Here is a 17,100-nt window from a genome sequence, read left to right as displayed (position 1 = left end):
CTTAGACGAATGTCAGGTATTACATCATACCCCCTTATTCAATGATAATCTTGCATAAGTAGGATGCATTTCCTTGAATTATGGGGATTTCAAGCAAAACGTACTGTAGCTTGTATCAACAATTTATGAATAATTGGCATAAAATATTACTATTGAGTTCTTTATCAATATCTACATCTACATATTTATTTGGATGCTCAACAAATTCCGGCGCCCCTGACTCGAATTTTGCTCAAAACCCGCAATCGCTTAAACCTGTGAGAGTAGAGCCACATGGTGGTTTTTTTGCTTGTAAGGTATACTCCAAAGATAAAAATGCAGCATCAAATACTTATTACTACTTTCCAGCTAGCACAGAGTCTAAGCTTACAGACCAAGATTACACTGAAATTATTAAGTCAAATAAAGATAAAACTAAAATTGACTACTTTTCTCTAGATAAAAATAATAACTACGAAAAAATCGCCGTCAAAGCATGTGAAGGTTTGCCTGCATCCTTAGAAAAGAATAGAACTGAGATTGTTTACGTAAAAGGCAATGAAGAGTATCAAGTTACAGGATGGACGATTCGGAAATCTGATAATACATGGACTTTTATTAGTCCGCTTCAGCAAATTTCCAATTAACTCTAGAAACCGGGTTTCTACCGAAGAAACCCGGTTTCTTTGTACAACCCTTATGCGGCAGCTACTTCATAAGTGATGCCGTATATTTGGGAAAGTTGCCCAGTGCTTTGCAGTACATCATGCACTTCTTTGTTTGAAACTTCATTTAATTCACGCTCTTGTGCTAATGCAATACCTGCGGCAATACCTATACCCTGCCCAACTCCACAGTTAAACTCAACAATTCGACCTGCAAAGCAAGCGTAACCTTCAAACCCTGAACACGGACTCACTACAGCTAAATTTGGCACCTGCTTAAGTAATGCGTGTTGAATGCCAATGTTAAATAAAGGAGTTGTTAACAAAGCCAAATTACCAAAACCTTTATTTACAGGGTGTTCGCCAAAACTACCAATACCACCACGAACATCAAAGTCATAGCCAAAAGTGCCTATAGCTTCGTGTGTTGGAACACCACCTGACAGCATTTCGGCGCCTGTAAGTGGTTGAATTACATCAGTAATATTACCTGCATGACGAATATAAACCTCTTTGGCTGGCTTGACTTCACTGGCGCCAAGCAATTGAAACCACCTGGTAATAAATAAAATTTCATCGAGCATTTTTCGCGTTGGTTGTGCTTTCGCGCGGGCAAGTTTTTCAACTTCGCTGGCAGATAAGCCGAACAGCAAAGCATTCCACGACATCCGTACACGTGACAACAAAGCAATATTGCCGTTGTCAAGAATTCCTGGACTCAGATTAATATCTAACTTAGTACCGCGAAACGCATGATAAGCAATAGAAAGCGCTTTGCTACGAATATCTATATAATCTTTACCTACAGCCATCGTCTTGAGATAGCCTTTTTTGTCAACCAAGTCTGCTCTCAACTGGTTCGCAAAATTCGCATCTCCTCCCGCAGCTTCCTTGATTAAATTTTGTGCTTCCTTATCTTGAAGGTTCGTAAAACGCTGTAAGTATTGATACTCAATATTTTGTAATCGTTCAACACTCAAACCTTGGGTTTCAAAGACAAGTGTTACAGCAAGCTCAGAATCTGGTAAACCAATAGTTTCAAATCCTTTGAATTTTCTCACACCAGCAGAAAGCGCTAGCTCCCCATTCACAGTGCTATCAATAAAATGTTTAGCAAAATAAGTTTCATCCTTAGTTAACTCAATACCAAGTATCTTTTGCCCTTCTTTAATAACCGATTTAATTTCAACACTACTCAAAATATCAGCGTGTATCTCCCGCAACATCTCGCGCAATACCCAATCTGTCTTACTTGGGTCGAGTGCTACTTGGTCTACCCCCGTGCGTTGTAAAAGTTCTTTGTAAATAGCACATGGGTCACCAAATATATCAAGCTTTCGCTCTTGCCGAATTGTATTAGGAACCGAAGAACGGTCTAGATATGCCAAACCTGAACGAACAACATGGCCACCAACTCCTAATTTAGAACTACCTTTAAATAACAACAAGCTACGGGGATACCTATTAGTGTGACGATAATATTCTCGTGCAGCACAAATAAGCGTCAATATCCCTGGAACTTCATCGCCAAAACAGATAATGTCATAATTACGATTCCCTGACGGTGCAGATGCCTCTACTCCATACATAGTGATTCCCTCATGAACTTATACCCTCTGTACACAATTAACAACGTGTTGTTAATTCTTCAGTACAAAATGGGTACCCTTCTAGGGTGATTTTTTACGGCGCCTTTATTCTGTACTTAGACAATTTTTTCCCCACGTATTAACCATTACTCAACACATAAATTCTATCTTCTTCGTACTGTACTGCTTGGCACCTTACTTTTTCAATTGAATTGCAATTAATCAGTGTAAAATATTACTTTAAATGCTCAAATCATTAATTTAACTCTTTACAAATCTTAACAATAAATGTTCTTGTAAGATTGTTCTTGTGGAATGGGCATCCTTGCCCGTTTCATATTCTAAATGCACGCGAGGACACCCGCCCCACAATGTTCAGTTGAAGAGTTAGAGATTAAAGCGAGCTTTAGCCCAACCTGCAAATAACATATCCCTTGTAGTATTAGGCGCCTCTCGTAAAATGATAATAATTACTACTATATATTTTCACTCTTTGACAAAAAGTTTACAGTTTTTAACGTGATATATGAACTTAGAATCTTCATAAAAAATTCAGAGAAAGTACGAATATCCATCGTTTGTGGCTATGGTTAACATTGTGAGCAACAAAGTTTAAAATACGGTATAAGAAAATGGCATTTACCAAGTTGTTAAGAATCGCTTTAGCTTTGCTCATTATTAATATCTGTTCATCTTTCTCTTCCACTGCACGCACCGAAGCTAAACAATCTGGAACTTGTTCGTTTATTACAGGCAATGATGTGATGATTCGTACTGGCCCTGGAAAAAGCTATAAAGTTGTTACTAAAATGAATCGTGGAGATGGGGTAATTGCTTCACATCGTAAAGGTAGTTGGGTAAAAATTTCTGCACGGGTTATTGGAGAGGATAACACTAAACCTCTAAATGGTTGGGTGAATAATGAGTTTATTAACGGTTGTTCTGAACCGGAGTTTGATATGTGGCGCCGATAGATAATTTTCGTGCCAATCTATATTTACCTTCTTACGACCCGCTCATGTGCCTTATCATAAGCAGTATTCTTGTTACCTAAAAAATGATTACAGGAACGGGCAAGGATGCCCATTCCACAATAACCAAATTAAGCAGCTAAAGCGTTTTCAAATTTATCTAAGCTGACAATATCTTGCTGTGCATCGGGTTGACCGTAGATTTTTGAAAGTTTGCCTGTGTTGGCTAGGATATCATGCACTTCTTTATTGGAAATTTGGTTGAGGTTACGATTACTTAACATTGCTATTGCTGCTGCGATACCAATACCTTGTCCAACTGCACAATTGAATTCTACAATTCTTCCGCAGGAAGATGCATAACCTTCAAATCCTGATGCTGGGCTAATAACAGCTATATTTGGTACGCTTTTTAATACTGCGTGTTGAATGCCTACATTAAATAGTGGTGGGTCTAATTTAACTTCACCTAAGCCTTTTTCAGATGCACGCGCTCCCAGACCTTCGATACCTCCACGGATATCAAAATGGTAACCAAATGTACCTAGTGCTTCAGATGCTGGCACACCTCCTTTGAGCATTTCGGCGCCTGTTAGCGGGTCAACTGCATCTTCAACGTTACCTGCATGGCGGATGTATAATTCTGGTGCTGGTGTAACCGTAGTGGCGCCGATACCCTTAAACCATTGAGTTAATAGCTGCATTTCTTTAAGCATTTCAGGTGTGGGTTTGGAATCACCACGAGCTAAAGCTTCAGCTTGGTCGGCAGTAACGTCAAATAGTAGCGCATTCCACGACATTCTACCGTCAGGGAATACGGCAATATTTCCTTTGTCTAATACGGCGCCGCTTTGGTCTAGTGATAATGCTGTACCTCGGAATGCGTGGTAAGCAATTGAAAGTGCAAAGCTACGAACATCTATATAATCGCTACCTGCATACAACGCAATTTTACTGAGGTCGTTTTTATTATTGATAAATGGAGCTTGTAATTCAGAAAAGCGTGTACGGTCTCCACCTGCTGCCGTATTAATCCATCTTTGTGCTTCAACATCATTAACATCAGCAAGACGCAGCATATACTGCATTTCAACATCCTTCAGTGCTTGCACACTCAAACCTTGAGTTTCAAAAGTCAGCGTTACTGAAAGCTCAGAATTTGGTAAACCAAAAGTTTCAAACCCTTTCAGCTTGCTTACACCAGCAGCAACAGCTAGTTCAGCGTTGACTGTAGAGTCAATAAAGATTTTCGCTATATAGGTTTCACCTTTAGTCAGGCGAATACCTGTGATAGCTTGCCCTTGTTTAATAACCGATGCAATATCAACACCGCTAAGAATATCCGCGTTAATTTCCTTTAACATTTCTCGCAGAACAGCATCACCTTTTTTAGGTTCAAGTGCCACCTGAACTACACTAGTGCGTTTTAAAAATTCTTTATATATATCCGACTCATCACCATATACTGCCAAACCAAATTGACTGCGAACACTAGCAGGTACAACCGAGCGGTCTAAATAAGACAAACCACCACGAACCAAATGACCACCGATACCTAATTGGGAATTACCTTTGAACAACAATAACGAACGTGGATATTTATTAGTGCGACGCAAATGCTCACGTGCGGCACATACCAAAGCTAAAATGCCTGGAACTTCATCACCGAAAGCAATTATGTCGTATGTGCGGGTTACTGTATTAGTGGTATTAGTACTTGGCATAAGAATTTTCTCAATAGTTTTTTTAATCCTCTAGAGAAATTCAACACAACAAATCAGTACAATTCCGGATGACTACTCAAACTGAAGGCTGGTAGCACAACCTACATACTTTTCTCTTTCAAGGAGTGGTGCCTGAAAAACTATCTCCCACGTCTCCATACTGTCAAGTGATATTTTAGTATTAATTTTGAGACTCAGCGATTAGGACAGCGGCTGTGATGACTGAATAAAGGCAGCATTGATTTATTATAATTACAAAAACTCAACTTGGCCAATCATCTCAGCAGGTGAAAAAACTTCGTAAATTAAACTTAATCCACTAATTATCTCACCGATGGAACGAGTTCCTTTTTGGCAGTAAGTAATGCCAGGGTGATTTTGGCTGTAACTAGCAATTCTTAAAAAATCAGTATCTTGGGTAAAAATTACACGCTGACTTTCACAAATAAATTTTAATTGTTCCTCATCGCTTTTATGGAGTAATCCAACTTCTTGTGTCGTAGTTACATCTATCCCATAACGACGCAATTCAGCAGCAATAGCTGGGTCAGCATTTTCATCCAAATGAAACTTTATTTTTTCACTCACCTCGTAGATTCCTTAATTTTTCTTGTAAACGAGAAGGGTGACTACGCTTAAAAGCTTCTACAAATGCTTCATCTTCTGTCAACGTAGAGTCAATAGTTTCTTGATTATCAAAATAATATGCCATTGCGGCATGAACACTAGCCATCAATAAGTTATACTTAGCAGCAATTTCTGATAATGATAATCCCATTTTCAAATGCATTACTACAATATCTTCTACTGCAATTCTAGTTCCTGCAATACGTGGCTTTCCACCACGTACTTCTGGTGTCACTTCAATGTGTTCCGTACTGACAGATAGCATAGACAAATTCTAGCTTGAGAAGTATTCAGTTTTTATTTTAAATGATTGAGTGCCGTTCTATCAATCATTAATAGGTTGTTTTCGATAAAAAGTTGTGAACCCAATAGCTAGCATTATCAAAGCTGCTATACAAACCGCCATTATCAAAACTGTATGCTTTTGTAAACGCGGTTGGTTAGTAGTGCGTAAGCCTTTTCTAGATGCTTTCACCAACATTTTCTCATTAAGACGGCGCCCTATATTAATATAGAGATGCCAAAATTGTATAGCATCTCTTATAATCAAAAGCTATTCTTCAACGCTGGTAACTAAATAGTCTCCTTGTATTGATTTGATATAGCAGAAGAAAACATGTTTTTCATACTCTATTTCTTGATTTTCTGTTTCGGATAAGTTTGAGTTACTGCCACTGCCAACCGTAATATCTGCTGCTACAGTCACTAAGTACTCTTGCTCAATGTCATTACGTTCTGAAACCTCTATATTGGTTATGTCGCACGATAGTGTTGTCGCCCAAGAATAAGTATCATTATCGAGTGTTGGTTCGCTAGCACTACTATTGGCGCCAACCGAGATGTTCCAGTTGTCCCAGTAGTAAATTCTATCGCCAACGCGCGCGTGTTCTTCTAAGATGTAGGTACGGGCGATGGTACAAAGTTGGTCGTTTGTCGGATGTTCTGCCGTCTCAATTATAGATGCAGCCTTCATAACTCAAAACCTCAGCGATTTTTTGTTATCTGTTACGTTACATTGCTGCTGGTCAGAAATAAAGCTGTTTTAATTTTAAATTTATAATTCGTCGTCAGAAAATATATTGTAAAACTTATCGAATGCATATTGCGCGTTGAAGTGAATGGTGCGTGAAAGCTACATAATCTTACGTTTTGGTTCAGATTTGTGTAGCCTTTCACGCACCCTACGTGACACACACCGGACTTTCTAGGTGCTTAACTTGTTTTTTGACCTGCCCAAGTTACCCATTTATGGGATAATCCTGTTTGCGATTTTTCAGCGCTCATTTCTGTTTCGCTAATAATGGCGCCCGTTAAATCCGCACCTGTAATTTCTGCCTCATATAAGTTTGTGGCTGTTAAATTTGCATGGAAGAGGTTGGCACCACTTAAGTCAGTACCACTTAATTCTGCTTCGCTCATGTTGGCACGCGCTAAGTTGACCAAAACTAAGCTAGCACTTCTCAAATCGGCGCGACTAAGATTTGTTGCTTCCATGTTCGCGTGAATTAAGTCGGCGCCTATCAAATTTGTTTCACTCAAGTTCGCACCACTTAAATTGGCATTATTTAGGTCTGCGTCTGTTAAATTTGCCCGACTTAAATCACAACCACTCAGATTTGTACGGTTGAGGTTGGTGCCACTTAAATCAGCACCACTTAAATTCGCACCACTTAAATCAATATCAGAAAGATTTAAGGAATGTAAACTAATTCCGTTGAAGTCGCGTTCCCCTGCCGCGTACCGATTCAGGAGCATACTTTTATCCATAATATTGCCTCATTCCGGTTTACAGGTTTGTTTTTAAAGAATAGCGAGTCACTTCCCCTCAAGCCACACTTTCAGCAACGATATTATTCGATTGCTTTTTGTAAACGTTTTAGCTAAAACTTGTATTTTTAATTGTGCAGGTGTTTTCTAATTTTATGAAAATTACTTAACATAAATATACGATTTGAAGCTTTAGTAATTTATATGTAGGTATTCAGGCTTAATTACAACTTAAATTATTAAAATAAATTAATTTATATTACAAAAACTTAGAAACCGGGTTTCTTTGAACATTAGCAGGTAAAAATCATCTATTTATAGCGAGATTAATGAAAAAAGTAGAAATTTTACTTGTGAGATAAATAAAAGAAATGTATATTATGATTCTCGCACTTTATAGTCAAAAATATTAATTATGAGCGTAGTTGCTGCAAAAAAGTATGCCGATAGACTTGTCTTTGCCGCAGATAGTATCCGTGTGAGTGGTTACTTAAGTGAGACTTCACGAGTATCAGGACACGAACAAGGAAAACTATTTGAGGTGAACGATATTGTAATAGGTAGTGTTGGCTGGATAATGGAATTAAGTTTCATGCAGTTATTTGCACGCAATCACAAACCATCTGCACCAACAGTAGAAGCAGTGTTAGAATATATTGTTGAATTTTATACATGGGCAAAAAAGAAAGATGACACTTTCGGTAAACGCAATAGTTATTTAATGGGTATGGAAGGAGAAATATTTCGTATTTCTGATGGATATTTGGTTGAGAAAATTAATGAATTTAGCGCTATCGGTGCTGGTAGAGAATTTGCATTAACCGCAATGTATCTAGATAAAACCCCACAAGAAGCTGTTGAAATTGCAAACGAATTGTGTATTTATTGTTCGGCGCCTGTAAATACCATTGTAAAACCTATCAAAACCACCGTATAACATAACCGCTAATATGATTGTAGGTTGGGTTCCGCAAAGGCTCCACCCAACCTACAATAAGCTTTTTTTTATGACCTCACTGACAAATTGATTGCCCTGTAAGTTTAGGTGAATGTGGTCGTGGTATAAACTTTCTGAGTTTTGGCGCCCATTAAACAAAGGCAGAAAATCAATATAATCAATTTGTCTTGCTTTGACAAACTCATCAAGTCTTGCACGTGCTTTTATTTCATAGTCGCGAGAACCTGGTTCCCCTAGTTCCCGTTTCAAGGGTGTCATCGCTAAAACAAATTTACTGTTGTTTTGTGTGGCAATATCTTGAATTTTGGCTATTGCTTCTAAATTAATACCTACTCTATCACCCCCTTCTTGTCGGACTTTCTCAAGTTCAGGTATGGGTTTAGATTTTTGAATATAACGCTGATATATTTCAACTAGTGCAAGCGGTGGTTTTTTGTCGGGATAGTTTTTCTCGCGTCCTACTGGTAATGATGTCGGCGCCGTGGCAAATAAATCATCTGTGTTAATTAGTAGTACAATTGTAGAGGCGTTGAATGTGCCAAATTTTTGTAGATATGCGAGTTCGTTACGCGGTCCCCAAGAGTTTGCTGATGCATTTAATACTTCTGCTGGCGAGTTTTTACTGCTAAGCGACTGCATTATCAAATTGGATATAGTATTTTTCTGGTCAGTCCACCATCCACCGTTTGCTATGGAGTCTCCTAGTAAAAATACTCGTTGTGTTGAAGGAGGGGGAGTTGTCTGTATCGGCGCCCCACGCATCGAATACTCGTTTATCTCTATATAATTACCGTTACGTCGAGTTTGTTGGTTGGGTGCAAGTAAATAACCAATTTCCTTTTCACCAATGTAAATTAGCGGGTTGCCAAATCCAAATAGTATCCGCAACCCGAGTTCAATCGCGATAAATAATCCTAAACATACAGCCAAAACTGCTACCAGCATAACTTTTACCTGCCTAGCCTCATCAATCATTAATTTATTGTGAAAAAATTACGGTCGAATGTTATATCTTATACAAATTTTTAGCAAAATATAAACGTAAACGCGACAGTTAAACTACTGATTATATTTATTTTTGGCATCGGTAATTATGGTGATGTCTTTTGTTGTAAAGTGAAGTCAAAATCGTTATAAAGGAATGCATCTTTTGCGTGTAAAAGGACTACAATCGAAGCGGGCAAATGCCCAATTCTGTCTATATAGGATAATAACGCTATGTCCGACTTAAACCGTGGCATCATGAAGTTCGATGGTGCTGACTCTCCTAAACTAGTGACAATTTCGACTGTGGTTCTGTTAGGCTCTATATTTGCTCTAATTCTTTGGGCATTGCAATCGGCTTATGCTGTCGGTTAGGTATTGACGCTCGCTCTTGTATAATTTTATTTTTATAAACCGTTTTCTGTCAGAGACGTTACGTGTGTGGAGACGTTACATGTAACGTCTCTACAATTTATCTCAAATACGCTTAAAAAATATCACTTAAGCATATATACTTATTCAAGCTAAAAATCAAGAAATGTTTTTGTTTTAAGATTCTAGCTTTTACATTAAAGACAGGTCTAAAATCCAAATCTAAGGATGCTTGAACTCTGGGGTTTACTGGTTATATTTGTTATCTGCCCGCTCTTAGGCGCCTTGCCATTAATTGCTTGGGTAACACAGATTGTATCGAAGAAGCAATTGGCACAACTCGGTACTGGTAACATTGGTGTCTCTGCTGCGTTTTACCACGGGGGAACGCCAGCAGGAATGTTGGCTGTGTTGTCGGAAGCATTTAAAGGAATTGCGGCAGTTTTACTCGCGCGCGCAGTGTTTCCTTCGGGTTCAGCATGGGAATTACTAGCGCTAATTACATTAGTATTAGGTAGGTACTGGATAGCAAAAGGCGCCGGAACAACGAATGTTGTTTGGGGTTTTATAGTTCATGACCCGTTGGCAGCACTTTTTGTGTTTTTGCTCGCAGGTGTTAGTTTTAGTATAATCCGTTCGCGACAAGCTGCTCAGTATGGAGTGTTACTTTTATTCCCAATTATTGTTACTGTGCTTCACGCCGAAGATGGTTTTAGAATAGTCGCAGCTATTGCACTTGCTGGTTTGCTTGGATGGATTTACAAGCAAATCAAAGATGATATGGACTTACCTGTAGCTCAAGCAAGTCCTGACTCGCAAGCTGCAATGAATTTTTTTCGTGGAAACAGCGAGTCTATTTTGACGTTGGATGATGAACTTGATGCTAATTTTGTTGGAAACAAAGCTGCGAGGTTAGCAGAAATTAAACGTTGGGGTTATTCAGTTCCCAAGGGATGGGTATTACTTCCCTACGAAGACCCAAAACCAATGATTGATTTTCTTCAACCCTCAGAATTATCACCTTTAGTAGTACGTTCTTCGGCAGTAGGTGAAGATACTGAAAATGCTTCTGCTGCTGGACAATATGAAAGTATTTTAAATGTAACTACTAAACAAGAATTACAAACTGCTATTGCGCGGACTCAATCATCGTACAACACTCCAGGAGCAGCACAGTATCGGCAAGATAGAAATGTTAAAGAATCTACAATGGCTGTTTTGATACAGCAGCAAATTCGTAGCGTTTATTCTGGTGTGGCATTTAGTCGTGACCCAGTAACCCAAGAAATGGATGCTATCGTTATCGAAGCATTACCGGGAAGTCCCACACAAGTAGTATCTGGTCGTGTCACTCCCGAACAATATCGTGCGTTTGTAATGGAAAGTGACAACGTTTCATTTATCCATCTCGAAGGACAAGGGAGAGTACCCCCAGTCATTATCAAGCAAGTCGCGTACTTAGTTCGTCATATTGAAGAACGTTATCACGGTATACCTCAAGATATTGAGTGGAGTTATGACGGTCAGACGTTATGGGTACTCCAAGCACGTCCTATTACGACATTACTGCCTATTTGGACACGTAAAATTGCTGCCGAAGTAATTCCTGGATTAATTCGTCCTTTAACTTGGTCGATTAATCGTCCTTTAACTTGTGGTGTTTGGGGAGGAATTTTTGCGGTAGTTTTGGGAGAGCGTTCGCTTGGTTTAGATTTTAATGATACTGCCACACTTCATTTTTCCCACGCTTACTTTAACGCTACGCTGTTAGGGCAAATTTTTCGCCGTATGGGTTTACCACCCGAAAGCTTAGAGTTTTTAACCCGAGGCGCCAAAATGTCGGCGCCAGCAATTGATACGACGTTACGAAATTTACCAGGCTTGTTACGGTTAGTTGGACGCGAATTGTCGTTAAAACAAGAGTTTCAACGTGATAATCGGCGCCGTTTTAGTATTGGGCTGTCACAATTATCACAAGAAATAGTTGATGACTTAGATGCAGCCAAATTAATCACGCGCATTGACTATATATTAGAGTTATTACAACGTGCCACCTACTACAGCATTATGGCGCCGTTGAGTGCCGCACTCAGACAAGCAATATTTAAAGTAAAAGATACAGATATTGATAATAGACTTACTCCCGAAGTCTCAGCAGTACGTGATTTACAACAGCTAGCGCAACAAGCAAAGCAAATACTGTCTGCAACACCACCAGAAAACCGTACAGGTGTCGCAGAATTTGACCCCGATAATGTATTTGAGGACTTAGCTGTTTCAACAGAAGGGCAAAAAATCTTAACAGCGTTTGAATTTCTTTTAAATAAATACGGTTACTTAAGCGAAGTTGGCACAGATATTGCTATCCCAACTTGGAAAGAAGAACCCGAAAAAATTAAAGGATTATTCGTGCAGTTCATGCTTTCTGAACAACCAAAGGTCAAAAAACGCAGAAAACGTCCTCTGTTTGTTCAGGGTCGCGTAGACATGAAAGGAAAAGTTACCGAAGTTTACTCACGTCTACTTGCTTATTTACGCTGGAGCTTTATCGCTTTAGAAGATAAATTCTTACATGCAGGCTTTTTGCTGCAAAAAGGAGATATTTTCTTTTTAGAGTTTCAAGAAGTGCGCGAACTCGTAGAAGCACCAACTCCCGAAAAGATAAGTCGCTTACAAGTATTAATTTATCGTAGACGTTCCCAACTCGAACGCGATGGACAACTTAACCCTCCTTTACTTGTTTACGGTACTGCTCCCCCAATTGTCCCTACTTTAATGCCTGCTTTGGCGCCCGACCAAGTTATGCACGGTATTGGTGCAAGTCCCGGACAAGCAGAAGGAAGGGTAAAAGTACTGCGTAACCTCCAAGAAGTTCCCGACATTGATGACGACACAATATTAGTTGTGCCTTATACAGACTCTGGATGGGCGCCTATTTTAATTAGAGCCAAAGGAATTATTGCTGATGCAGGTGGAAGACTTTCTCACGGCGCCATTATTGCTCGTGAATACGGAATTCCTGCAATAATGGATGTACGCAATGCTACATGGGTATTACAGGATGGTCAACGAGTGCGAATCGATGGTTCTAGGGGTATTGTGGAAATAGATAATGATTTAAGACCACGTTGAAATTTACCTTAATCCTTCGATTTATCTTTATCTTGATTCCAGCGGCCAGCTTTTTTTGCGGCTTCGCTAAGAAGATATTCAATTTGGGAGTTGACACTTCTCAAATCATCTGATGACCATTTTTCTAAAACTTCGTACAGCTTAGAATCTAAACGTAATAAAAAGCGTTTCTTCTGACTCATGTCAATTATAAAGAGTGCCAGTATTAATTACTGGTTGCGCAGTTTGCTCGGAAGTTAGTACGACTAACAAGTTATTAATCATAGACGCTTTGCGCTCGTCATCCAAATCAATCATTTGGTCAGCACTTAGACGGTTTAGGGCTTCTGATACCATACCCACGGCGCCTTCAACAATTTGCCTTCTTGCATCAATTAGTGCTTTGGCTTGTTGGCGCCGTAACATCATTTGGGCAATTTCTGGCGCATAAGCCAAATGTGAAATTCTTGCTTCTATAACTTCTACTCCTGTTACTTCCAAGCGCGCTTGTAATTCATACTTGAGTGAGTGAGCAATTTCATCGGGTATTCCTCGCAGTGAAGGAGTATCGTTTGGCGTATCGTATGGATAGCGAATTGCTAAAGCCCGAATTGCAGTTTCGCTTTGAATAGCAACAAACTCTTGATAGTCATCGACAGCAAATTTAGACTTTGCCGTATCCACAACTCGCCAAACAACGACGGCAGCTATTTCAATCGGACTTCCTTCAGCGTCATTAACTTTAATTATTTTGCTGTTAAAGTTACGAACTCGCAGCGAAATCTGGTATTTGCTCGCAAATGGATTTGTCCACCAAAAACCTGGTTCGCGAACTGTACCTATATATTTACCAAAAAATAACAGTACTACTGCTTTATTGGGTTCGACACTAAAAAATCCTGATATCGACGGAATCACAACTACTAATAACACTGCTGTCAACCACGCAATTCCCTCAGCTAGGGAGTCATCAATAAAATCAGCTATTTTGAGGCCTCTTTGTAATACATTTTCCAATCCGTGGATGCTGTTCCACAAATACCAGGCGCCCAACACAGAAATGGCGCCGACTATAACTAGCATTACAAACCCATTTAGCTTGAACGCAGGAGATTCCTTAATATTCTGTTCCATAGTCGCAATACCACTTTGTTATCATGATGATATCACTATAACATCAAAAAAATATCTTGTGGGATGGGCATCCTTGCCCGTCCTAAATATTTAGCCTCAACCAATTAGGCGCCGCTCAAACAACAAGCCTACTGAAAGTAATTATGGCAAGTCAGATAGTTATAAATACTGGATAAGATATCTCAAAAGCGAAATACTCTTTTCATTAGAAAAATATTTTGTTATTATTAGTAAAAGTAATACCTAGTGTAGATGACAAGCACCTAGGGGTAAAACCATACAGTTATCAAATTTACATTTAACATTTATAAATATTTCTTAATTTATCTTCATAAAGTCTCTCAAAAAGAGCAAAATTAATAGATGCATAGATGAATTCAAATTGTTTGCATAAAAGATTGAATATGCATTGAATAGGCAAGGGTAGTTTTGGCGTGATATATAAGTTTTTACTTATATGTCCAATCTAATATTTATTTAATAATTGCTGTTTCAAAATGACCAAAATCACAAGAAACACTGTAAGCTAAATGAAACAACGTTAATTAATGTTTCTAAGTGACACTGAAAATTAACGTGACTGAAATAACTGGTTGCTAATAAGTGTTCCTCAACTAGTTTCGTGTAGTTATTGGTTGAGTTCATGGCAACGATAGAAAAAATAGATTTAATTAAGAGCGCAAGAAACCAGTAGGTTTCGTTTGCTAGCTTTGCCATACCCAAAATTACATATCACCAACAGGAGATGTTATGTCGGAGTTTTTCAAGCAAGTTTCTCGTAGAAAATTCATCGTTACAGCAGGTGCATCTGCGAGTGCCATATTACTCAAAGGTTGTTTGGGAAATCCGCCAGAAGCAGGTGGTGGCAGTGCTTCGACTAGTTCGTCTGGTACTGGCGCCACAGCTGTGCCAGTTGCTAATATTAGCCCTGATCAGAAACCAGAAACAACGAAAGTCAAACTTGGATATATTCCAATTGTGGAAGCGGCGGCGTTAATTATCGCGAAAGAAAAAGGATTTTTTGCAAAGTATGGAATGCCAGATGTTGAGCTTTCCAAACAAGCTTCTTGGGGTTCCGCGCGTGACAACGTAGAAATTGGTTCTGCTGGTGGTGGTATTGATGGTGGACAATGGCAAATGCCAATGCCGCATCTGATTAGCGAAGGTTTAATTACCAAAGGTAATCAAAAAATTCCTATGTATCTACTGTGTCAGTTAATTACACAGGGTAATGGGATTGCGGTAGCTAGCAAGCACGCAGGTAAAGGTTTCGGCTTAGAGATGGCAAGTGCAAAAGGTTTAATAACCCAATTAAAGTCATCGACTCCATTTACAGCTGCACACACTTTTCCACAAGTCAACCAAGATTTTTGGATTCGTTATTGGATGGCAGCAGGTGGTATTGACCCAGATGCTGATATCAAACTGCTGACGGTACCTGCGGCACAAACTGTCGCGAATATGAAGACTGGAACAATGGATGCGTTCAGCACCGGCGACCCCTGGCCTTATCGCATTGTGAAAGATAAAATCGGCTTCTTGGCGATGTTAACAGGAGAAATGTGGAGAAATCACCCTGAAGAATACTTCGCAATGCGAGGAGATTGGGTTGACAAAAATCCTAAAGCGACTAAAGCTTTGCTGAAGGGAATTATGGAAGCACAACAGTGGTTAGATAATTTTGATAACCGCAAAGAAGCTGCACAAATATTAGGTGGACGTAATTATTTCAACCTTGCACCTGAAATTCTTGCAAATCCATTCCAAGGCGTTTATGATATGGGAGATGGGCGCAAAGTTGATGATAAAAAGTTAGCGGCATATTATTGGAAGGATGAAAAAGGAAGCGTTTCATACCCTTATAAGAGTCATGATTTATGGTTCATAACTGAGAGCGTGCGTTGGGGATTCTTACCAGCCGATTACATTGCTAACGGCGCCGCTAAAGCTAAGGAGTTGATTGATAGAGTCAACAAAGAAAATATTTGGAAAGAAGCTGCTAAAGAAATGAATATAGCAGCAGCAGATATTCCAACCGATACATCGCGCGGAGTAGAAGAGTTTTTCGATGGCGTAAAATTTGACCCAGCAAAACCAGAAGAGTACCTCAAGAGTCTCAAAATCAAAAAAGTAGCTATCTAGTTCATACTCAAAAACTAATAGCTAACGGCAACAGCGCAAATAGTAAATGGAAGACAATCTCAAAAATCATAGAGTGTTCTTCCATTCCCCTATAACCCCCCAAGGAGATAATTCAATGACGACTGCACAAAGACGACCGGCTGCAATGGACGGTAATGGTTTTGCCGCACGCATACAGAAACAAATTCCAGAATTGATTCCCCCAGCGATTGCGATTGGAGTATTTTTAGCTGTATGGCAACTATTTTCTTGGATACCAGGAGCAACATTGCCTGGACCAATACAAGTAATTCAAGACACTTGGATATTGATTTTATACCCCTTCTATGATAGAGGCGGTACTGATAAAGGTTTATTTTGGCAGATATTAGCTAGTTTGCAGCGAGTTGCAATTAGCTACACTTTAGCGGCAATTGTTGGTATTGGCTTAGGGATTTTGATTGGTGTAAACAAAACCATCAACAAAGCATTAGACCCTTTGTTCCAATTATTAAGAACCGTACCTCCTCTTGCTTGGGTACCTATTTCCTTAGCAGCACTGCGTCAAAATGAACCCGCTGCACTGTTCGTAATCTTCATCACTGCAATTTGGCCCATCTTAATTAACACCGCAGTAGGTGTAAAAGAAATTCCTGTCGATTACAACAACGTTGCAAAAGTACTCCAACTAAACAAAAAAGAATATTTCTTCAACATCTTGATTCCTGCTGCACTGCCTTATATTTTTACTGGTTTAAGAATCGCGATTGGTTTAGCTTGGTTGGCGATTATCGCGGCAGAAATCGTAATGTCAGGTATCGTTGGGATTGGGTTCTTTATCTGGGAAGCTTACCAAAACAATAACGTTAGTGAAGTTATTTTGGCACTAGTTTACATAGGTCTTGTCGGTTTGATACTTGACAAATTTATGGTATGGCTTCAAGGACGTATTCTTCCCCCTGAAAGGTAATTCAGTTACGAGTGCTGAGTGCTGAGTGTTGAGTTAATAGTTAGTAAGTTAAAACTCCTAACTTCTCATTCCTCACTCCTAATTCCCACTCAGCACTCAGCACTCAGCACTTTAAACTTTTATAAATT

At 39.3% G+C, this 17,100-nt stretch carries 17 protein-coding genes; 7 read left to right on the top strand and 10 right to left on the bottom strand.

What is annotated here, in order from left to right; all coding sequences use genetic code 11:
* The first annotated feature begins 125 nt into the window (after positions 1–125).
* Positions 126–626 (top strand): hypothetical protein, encoded by a 501-nt coding sequence (locus tag DSM106972_RS06110; protein ID WP_127079784.1) that lies wholly within the window; start codon positions 126–128, stop codon positions 624–626.
* Positions 627–676: 50 nt separating this feature from the next.
* On the opposite strand, the gene DSM106972_RS06105 is transcribed toward DSM106972_RS06110, so the two are convergent.
* Entirely contained in the window at positions 677–2,233 is a 1,557-nt protein-coding gene (locus DSM106972_RS06105) for an FAD-dependent oxidoreductase (RefSeq protein ID WP_127079782.1), read from the bottom strand.
* Positions 2,234–2,865: 632 nt separating this feature from the next.
* Between DSM106972_RS06105 and DSM106972_RS06100 the strand changes: the two genes are divergently transcribed.
* Positions 2,866–3,207, top strand: coding sequence for an SH3 domain-containing protein (locus tag DSM106972_RS06100; RefSeq protein ID WP_127079780.1), 342 nt, complete (start codon positions 2,866–2,868; stop codon positions 3,205–3,207).
* Between the two features lie 128 nt (positions 3,208–3,335).
* Here DSM106972_RS06100 and DSM106972_RS06095 read toward each other — a convergent pair whose 3' ends face one another.
* From DSM106972_RS06095 to DSM106972_RS06070, 6 genes are all read right to left on the bottom strand, one after another.
* Positions 3,336–4,928, bottom strand: coding sequence for an FAD-dependent oxidoreductase (locus DSM106972_RS06095; protein ID WP_127079778.1), 1,593 nt, complete (start codon positions 4,926–4,928; stop codon positions 3,336–3,338).
* A gap of 252 nt (positions 4,929–5,180) precedes the next feature.
* Positions 5,181–5,516 (bottom strand): DUF5615 family PIN-like protein, encoded by a 336-nt coding sequence (locus tag DSM106972_RS06090; protein ID WP_127079776.1) that lies wholly within the window; start codon positions 5,514–5,516, stop codon positions 5,181–5,183.
* Positions 5,509–5,820, bottom strand: coding sequence for a DUF433 domain-containing protein (locus DSM106972_RS06085; protein WP_170213555.1), 312 nt, complete (start codon positions 5,818–5,820; stop codon positions 5,509–5,511). The genes DSM106972_RS06090 and DSM106972_RS06085 overlap by 8 nt, the downstream gene beginning before the upstream one ends.
* A 60-nt stretch (positions 5,821–5,880) precedes the next feature.
* On the bottom strand, positions 5,881–6,105 hold the full coding sequence (locus DSM106972_RS06080; protein WP_127079773.1) for a hypothetical protein: 225 nt from the start codon (positions 6,103–6,105) through the stop codon (positions 5,881–5,883).
* A gap of 3 nt (positions 6,106–6,108) precedes the next feature.
* Entirely contained in the window at positions 6,109–6,528 is a 420-nt protein-coding gene (locus DSM106972_RS06075) for a hypothetical protein (RefSeq protein ID WP_127079771.1), read from the bottom strand.
* Positions 6,529–6,767: 239 nt separating this feature from the next.
* Positions 6,768–7,322 (bottom strand): pentapeptide repeat-containing protein, encoded by a 555-nt coding sequence (locus DSM106972_RS06070; RefSeq protein WP_127079769.1) that lies wholly within the window; start codon positions 7,320–7,322, stop codon positions 6,768–6,770.
* Between the two features lie 415 nt (positions 7,323–7,737).
* Between DSM106972_RS06070 and DSM106972_RS06065 the strand changes: the two genes are divergently transcribed.
* A complete protein-coding gene (locus tag DSM106972_RS06065; protein ID WP_127079767.1) occupies positions 7,738–8,259 on the top strand; it encodes an Ntn hydrolase family protein in 522 nt (173 codons plus the stop codon).
* A 51-nt stretch (positions 8,260–8,310) separates the two neighbouring features.
* Here the strand turns inward: DSM106972_RS06065 and DSM106972_RS06060 are convergent, their stop codons facing one another.
* The gene (locus DSM106972_RS06060) at positions 8,311–9,225 is read right to left on the bottom strand and encodes an SGNH/GDSL hydrolase family protein (RefSeq protein ID WP_127079765.1); all 915 of its coding nucleotides are present in this window, start codon (positions 9,223–9,225) and stop codon (positions 8,311–8,313) included.
* 273 nt (positions 9,226–9,498) lie between these two features.
* On the opposite strand from DSM106972_RS06060, the gene DSM106972_RS52125 reads away from it, so the two are divergent.
* Both DSM106972_RS52125 and DSM106972_RS06055 read left to right on the top strand, forming a co-directional pair.
* Entirely contained in the window at positions 9,499–9,639 is a 141-nt protein-coding gene (locus DSM106972_RS52125) for a hypothetical protein (RefSeq protein WP_170213553.1), read from the top strand.
* A 225-nt stretch (positions 9,640–9,864) separates the two neighbouring features.
* Positions 9,865–12,768 (top strand): glycerol-3-phosphate acyltransferase, encoded by a 2,904-nt coding sequence (locus tag DSM106972_RS06055; RefSeq protein WP_127079763.1) that lies wholly within the window; start codon positions 9,865–9,867, stop codon positions 12,766–12,768.
* An 8-nt stretch (positions 12,769–12,776) separates the two neighbouring features.
* On the opposite strand, the gene DSM106972_RS52120 is transcribed toward DSM106972_RS06055, so the two are convergent.
* Complete coding sequence (locus tag DSM106972_RS52120; RefSeq protein WP_170213552.1) at positions 12,777–12,950, bottom strand: type II toxin-antitoxin system antitoxin; 174 nt, start codon at positions 12,948–12,950, stop codon at positions 12,777–12,779.
* Between the two features lies 1 nt (position 12,951).
* Positions 12,952–13,881: an SPFH domain-containing protein gene (locus tag DSM106972_RS06050; RefSeq protein WP_127079761.1), complete on the bottom strand. Its 930-nt coding sequence runs from the start codon at positions 13,879–13,881 to the stop codon at positions 12,952–12,954.
* Between the two features lie 750 nt (positions 13,882–14,631).
* On the opposite strand from DSM106972_RS06050, the gene DSM106972_RS06045 reads away from it, so the two are divergent.
* Positions 14,632–16,023, top strand: a complete 1,392-nt coding sequence (locus DSM106972_RS06045) for a CmpA/NrtA family ABC transporter substrate-binding protein (RefSeq protein ID WP_127079759.1) — start codon at positions 14,632–14,634, stop codon at positions 16,021–16,023.
* A gap of 115 nt (positions 16,024–16,138) precedes the next feature.
* Positions 16,139–16,972 (top strand): nitrate ABC transporter permease, encoded by an 834-nt coding sequence (gene ntrB, locus DSM106972_RS06040; RefSeq protein ID WP_127079757.1) that lies wholly within the window; start codon positions 16,139–16,141, stop codon positions 16,970–16,972.
* Positions 16,973–17,100 lie beyond the last annotated feature (128 nt).

Source organism: Dulcicalothrix desertica PCC 7102, assembly GCF_003991905.1.
GTDB lineage: Bacteria > Cyanobacteriota > Cyanobacteriia > Cyanobacteriales > Nostocaceae > Dulcicalothrix > Dulcicalothrix desertica.
The sequence above is the reverse complement of the archived record's forward strand: the minus strand, read 5'-3'. Positions and strand labels throughout refer to the sequence as shown.

Excerpts from the sequence above, each read along its gene's own strand:
- DSM106972_RS06110 (WP_127079784.1), top strand. The coding sequence starts at position 126 with ATGAATAATTGGCATAAAATATTACTATTGAGTTCTTTATCAATATCT.
- DSM106972_RS06105 (WP_127079782.1), bottom strand. The coding sequence starts at position 2,233 with ATGTATGGAGTAGAGGCATCTGCACCGTCAGGGAATCGTAATTATGAC.
- DSM106972_RS06100 (WP_127079780.1), top strand. The coding sequence starts at position 2,866 with ATGGCATTTACCAAGTTGTTAAGAATCGCTTTAGCTTTGCTCATTATT.
- DSM106972_RS06095 (WP_127079778.1), bottom strand. The coding sequence starts at position 4,928 with ATGCCAAGTACTAATACCACTAATACAGTAACCCGCACATACGACATA.
- DSM106972_RS06085 (WP_170213555.1), bottom strand. The coding sequence starts at position 5,820 with ATGCTATCTGTCAGTACGGAACACATTGAAGTGACACCAGAAGTACGT.
- DSM106972_RS06075 (WP_127079771.1), bottom strand. The coding sequence starts at position 6,528 with ATGAAGGCTGCATCTATAATTGAGACGGCAGAACATCCGACAAACGAC.
- DSM106972_RS06070 (WP_127079769.1), bottom strand. The coding sequence starts at position 7,322 with ATGGATAAAAGTATGCTCCTGAATCGGTACGCGGCAGGGGAACGCGAC.
- DSM106972_RS06065 (WP_127079767.1), top strand. The coding sequence starts at position 7,738 with ATGAGCGTAGTTGCTGCAAAAAAGTATGCCGATAGACTTGTCTTTGCC.
- DSM106972_RS06060 (WP_127079765.1), bottom strand. The coding sequence starts at position 9,225 with ATGCTGGTAGCAGTTTTGGCTGTATGTTTAGGATTATTTATCGCGATT.
- DSM106972_RS52125 (WP_170213553.1), top strand. The coding sequence starts at position 9,499 with ATGTCCGACTTAAACCGTGGCATCATGAAGTTCGATGGTGCTGACTCT.
- DSM106972_RS06055 (WP_127079763.1), top strand. The coding sequence starts at position 9,865 with ATGCTTGAACTCTGGGGTTTACTGGTTATATTTGTTATCTGCCCGCTC.
- DSM106972_RS52120 (WP_170213552.1), bottom strand. The coding sequence starts at position 12,950 with ATGAGTCAGAAGAAACGCTTTTTATTACGTTTAGATTCTAAGCTGTAC.
- DSM106972_RS06050 (WP_127079761.1), bottom strand. The coding sequence starts at position 13,881 with ATGGAACAGAATATTAAGGAATCTCCTGCGTTCAAGCTAAATGGGTTT.
- DSM106972_RS06045 (WP_127079759.1), top strand. The coding sequence starts at position 14,632 with ATGTCGGAGTTTTTCAAGCAAGTTTCTCGTAGAAAATTCATCGTTACA.
- ntrB (WP_127079757.1), top strand. The coding sequence starts at position 16,139 with ATGACGACTGCACAAAGACGACCGGCTGCAATGGACGGTAATGGTTTT.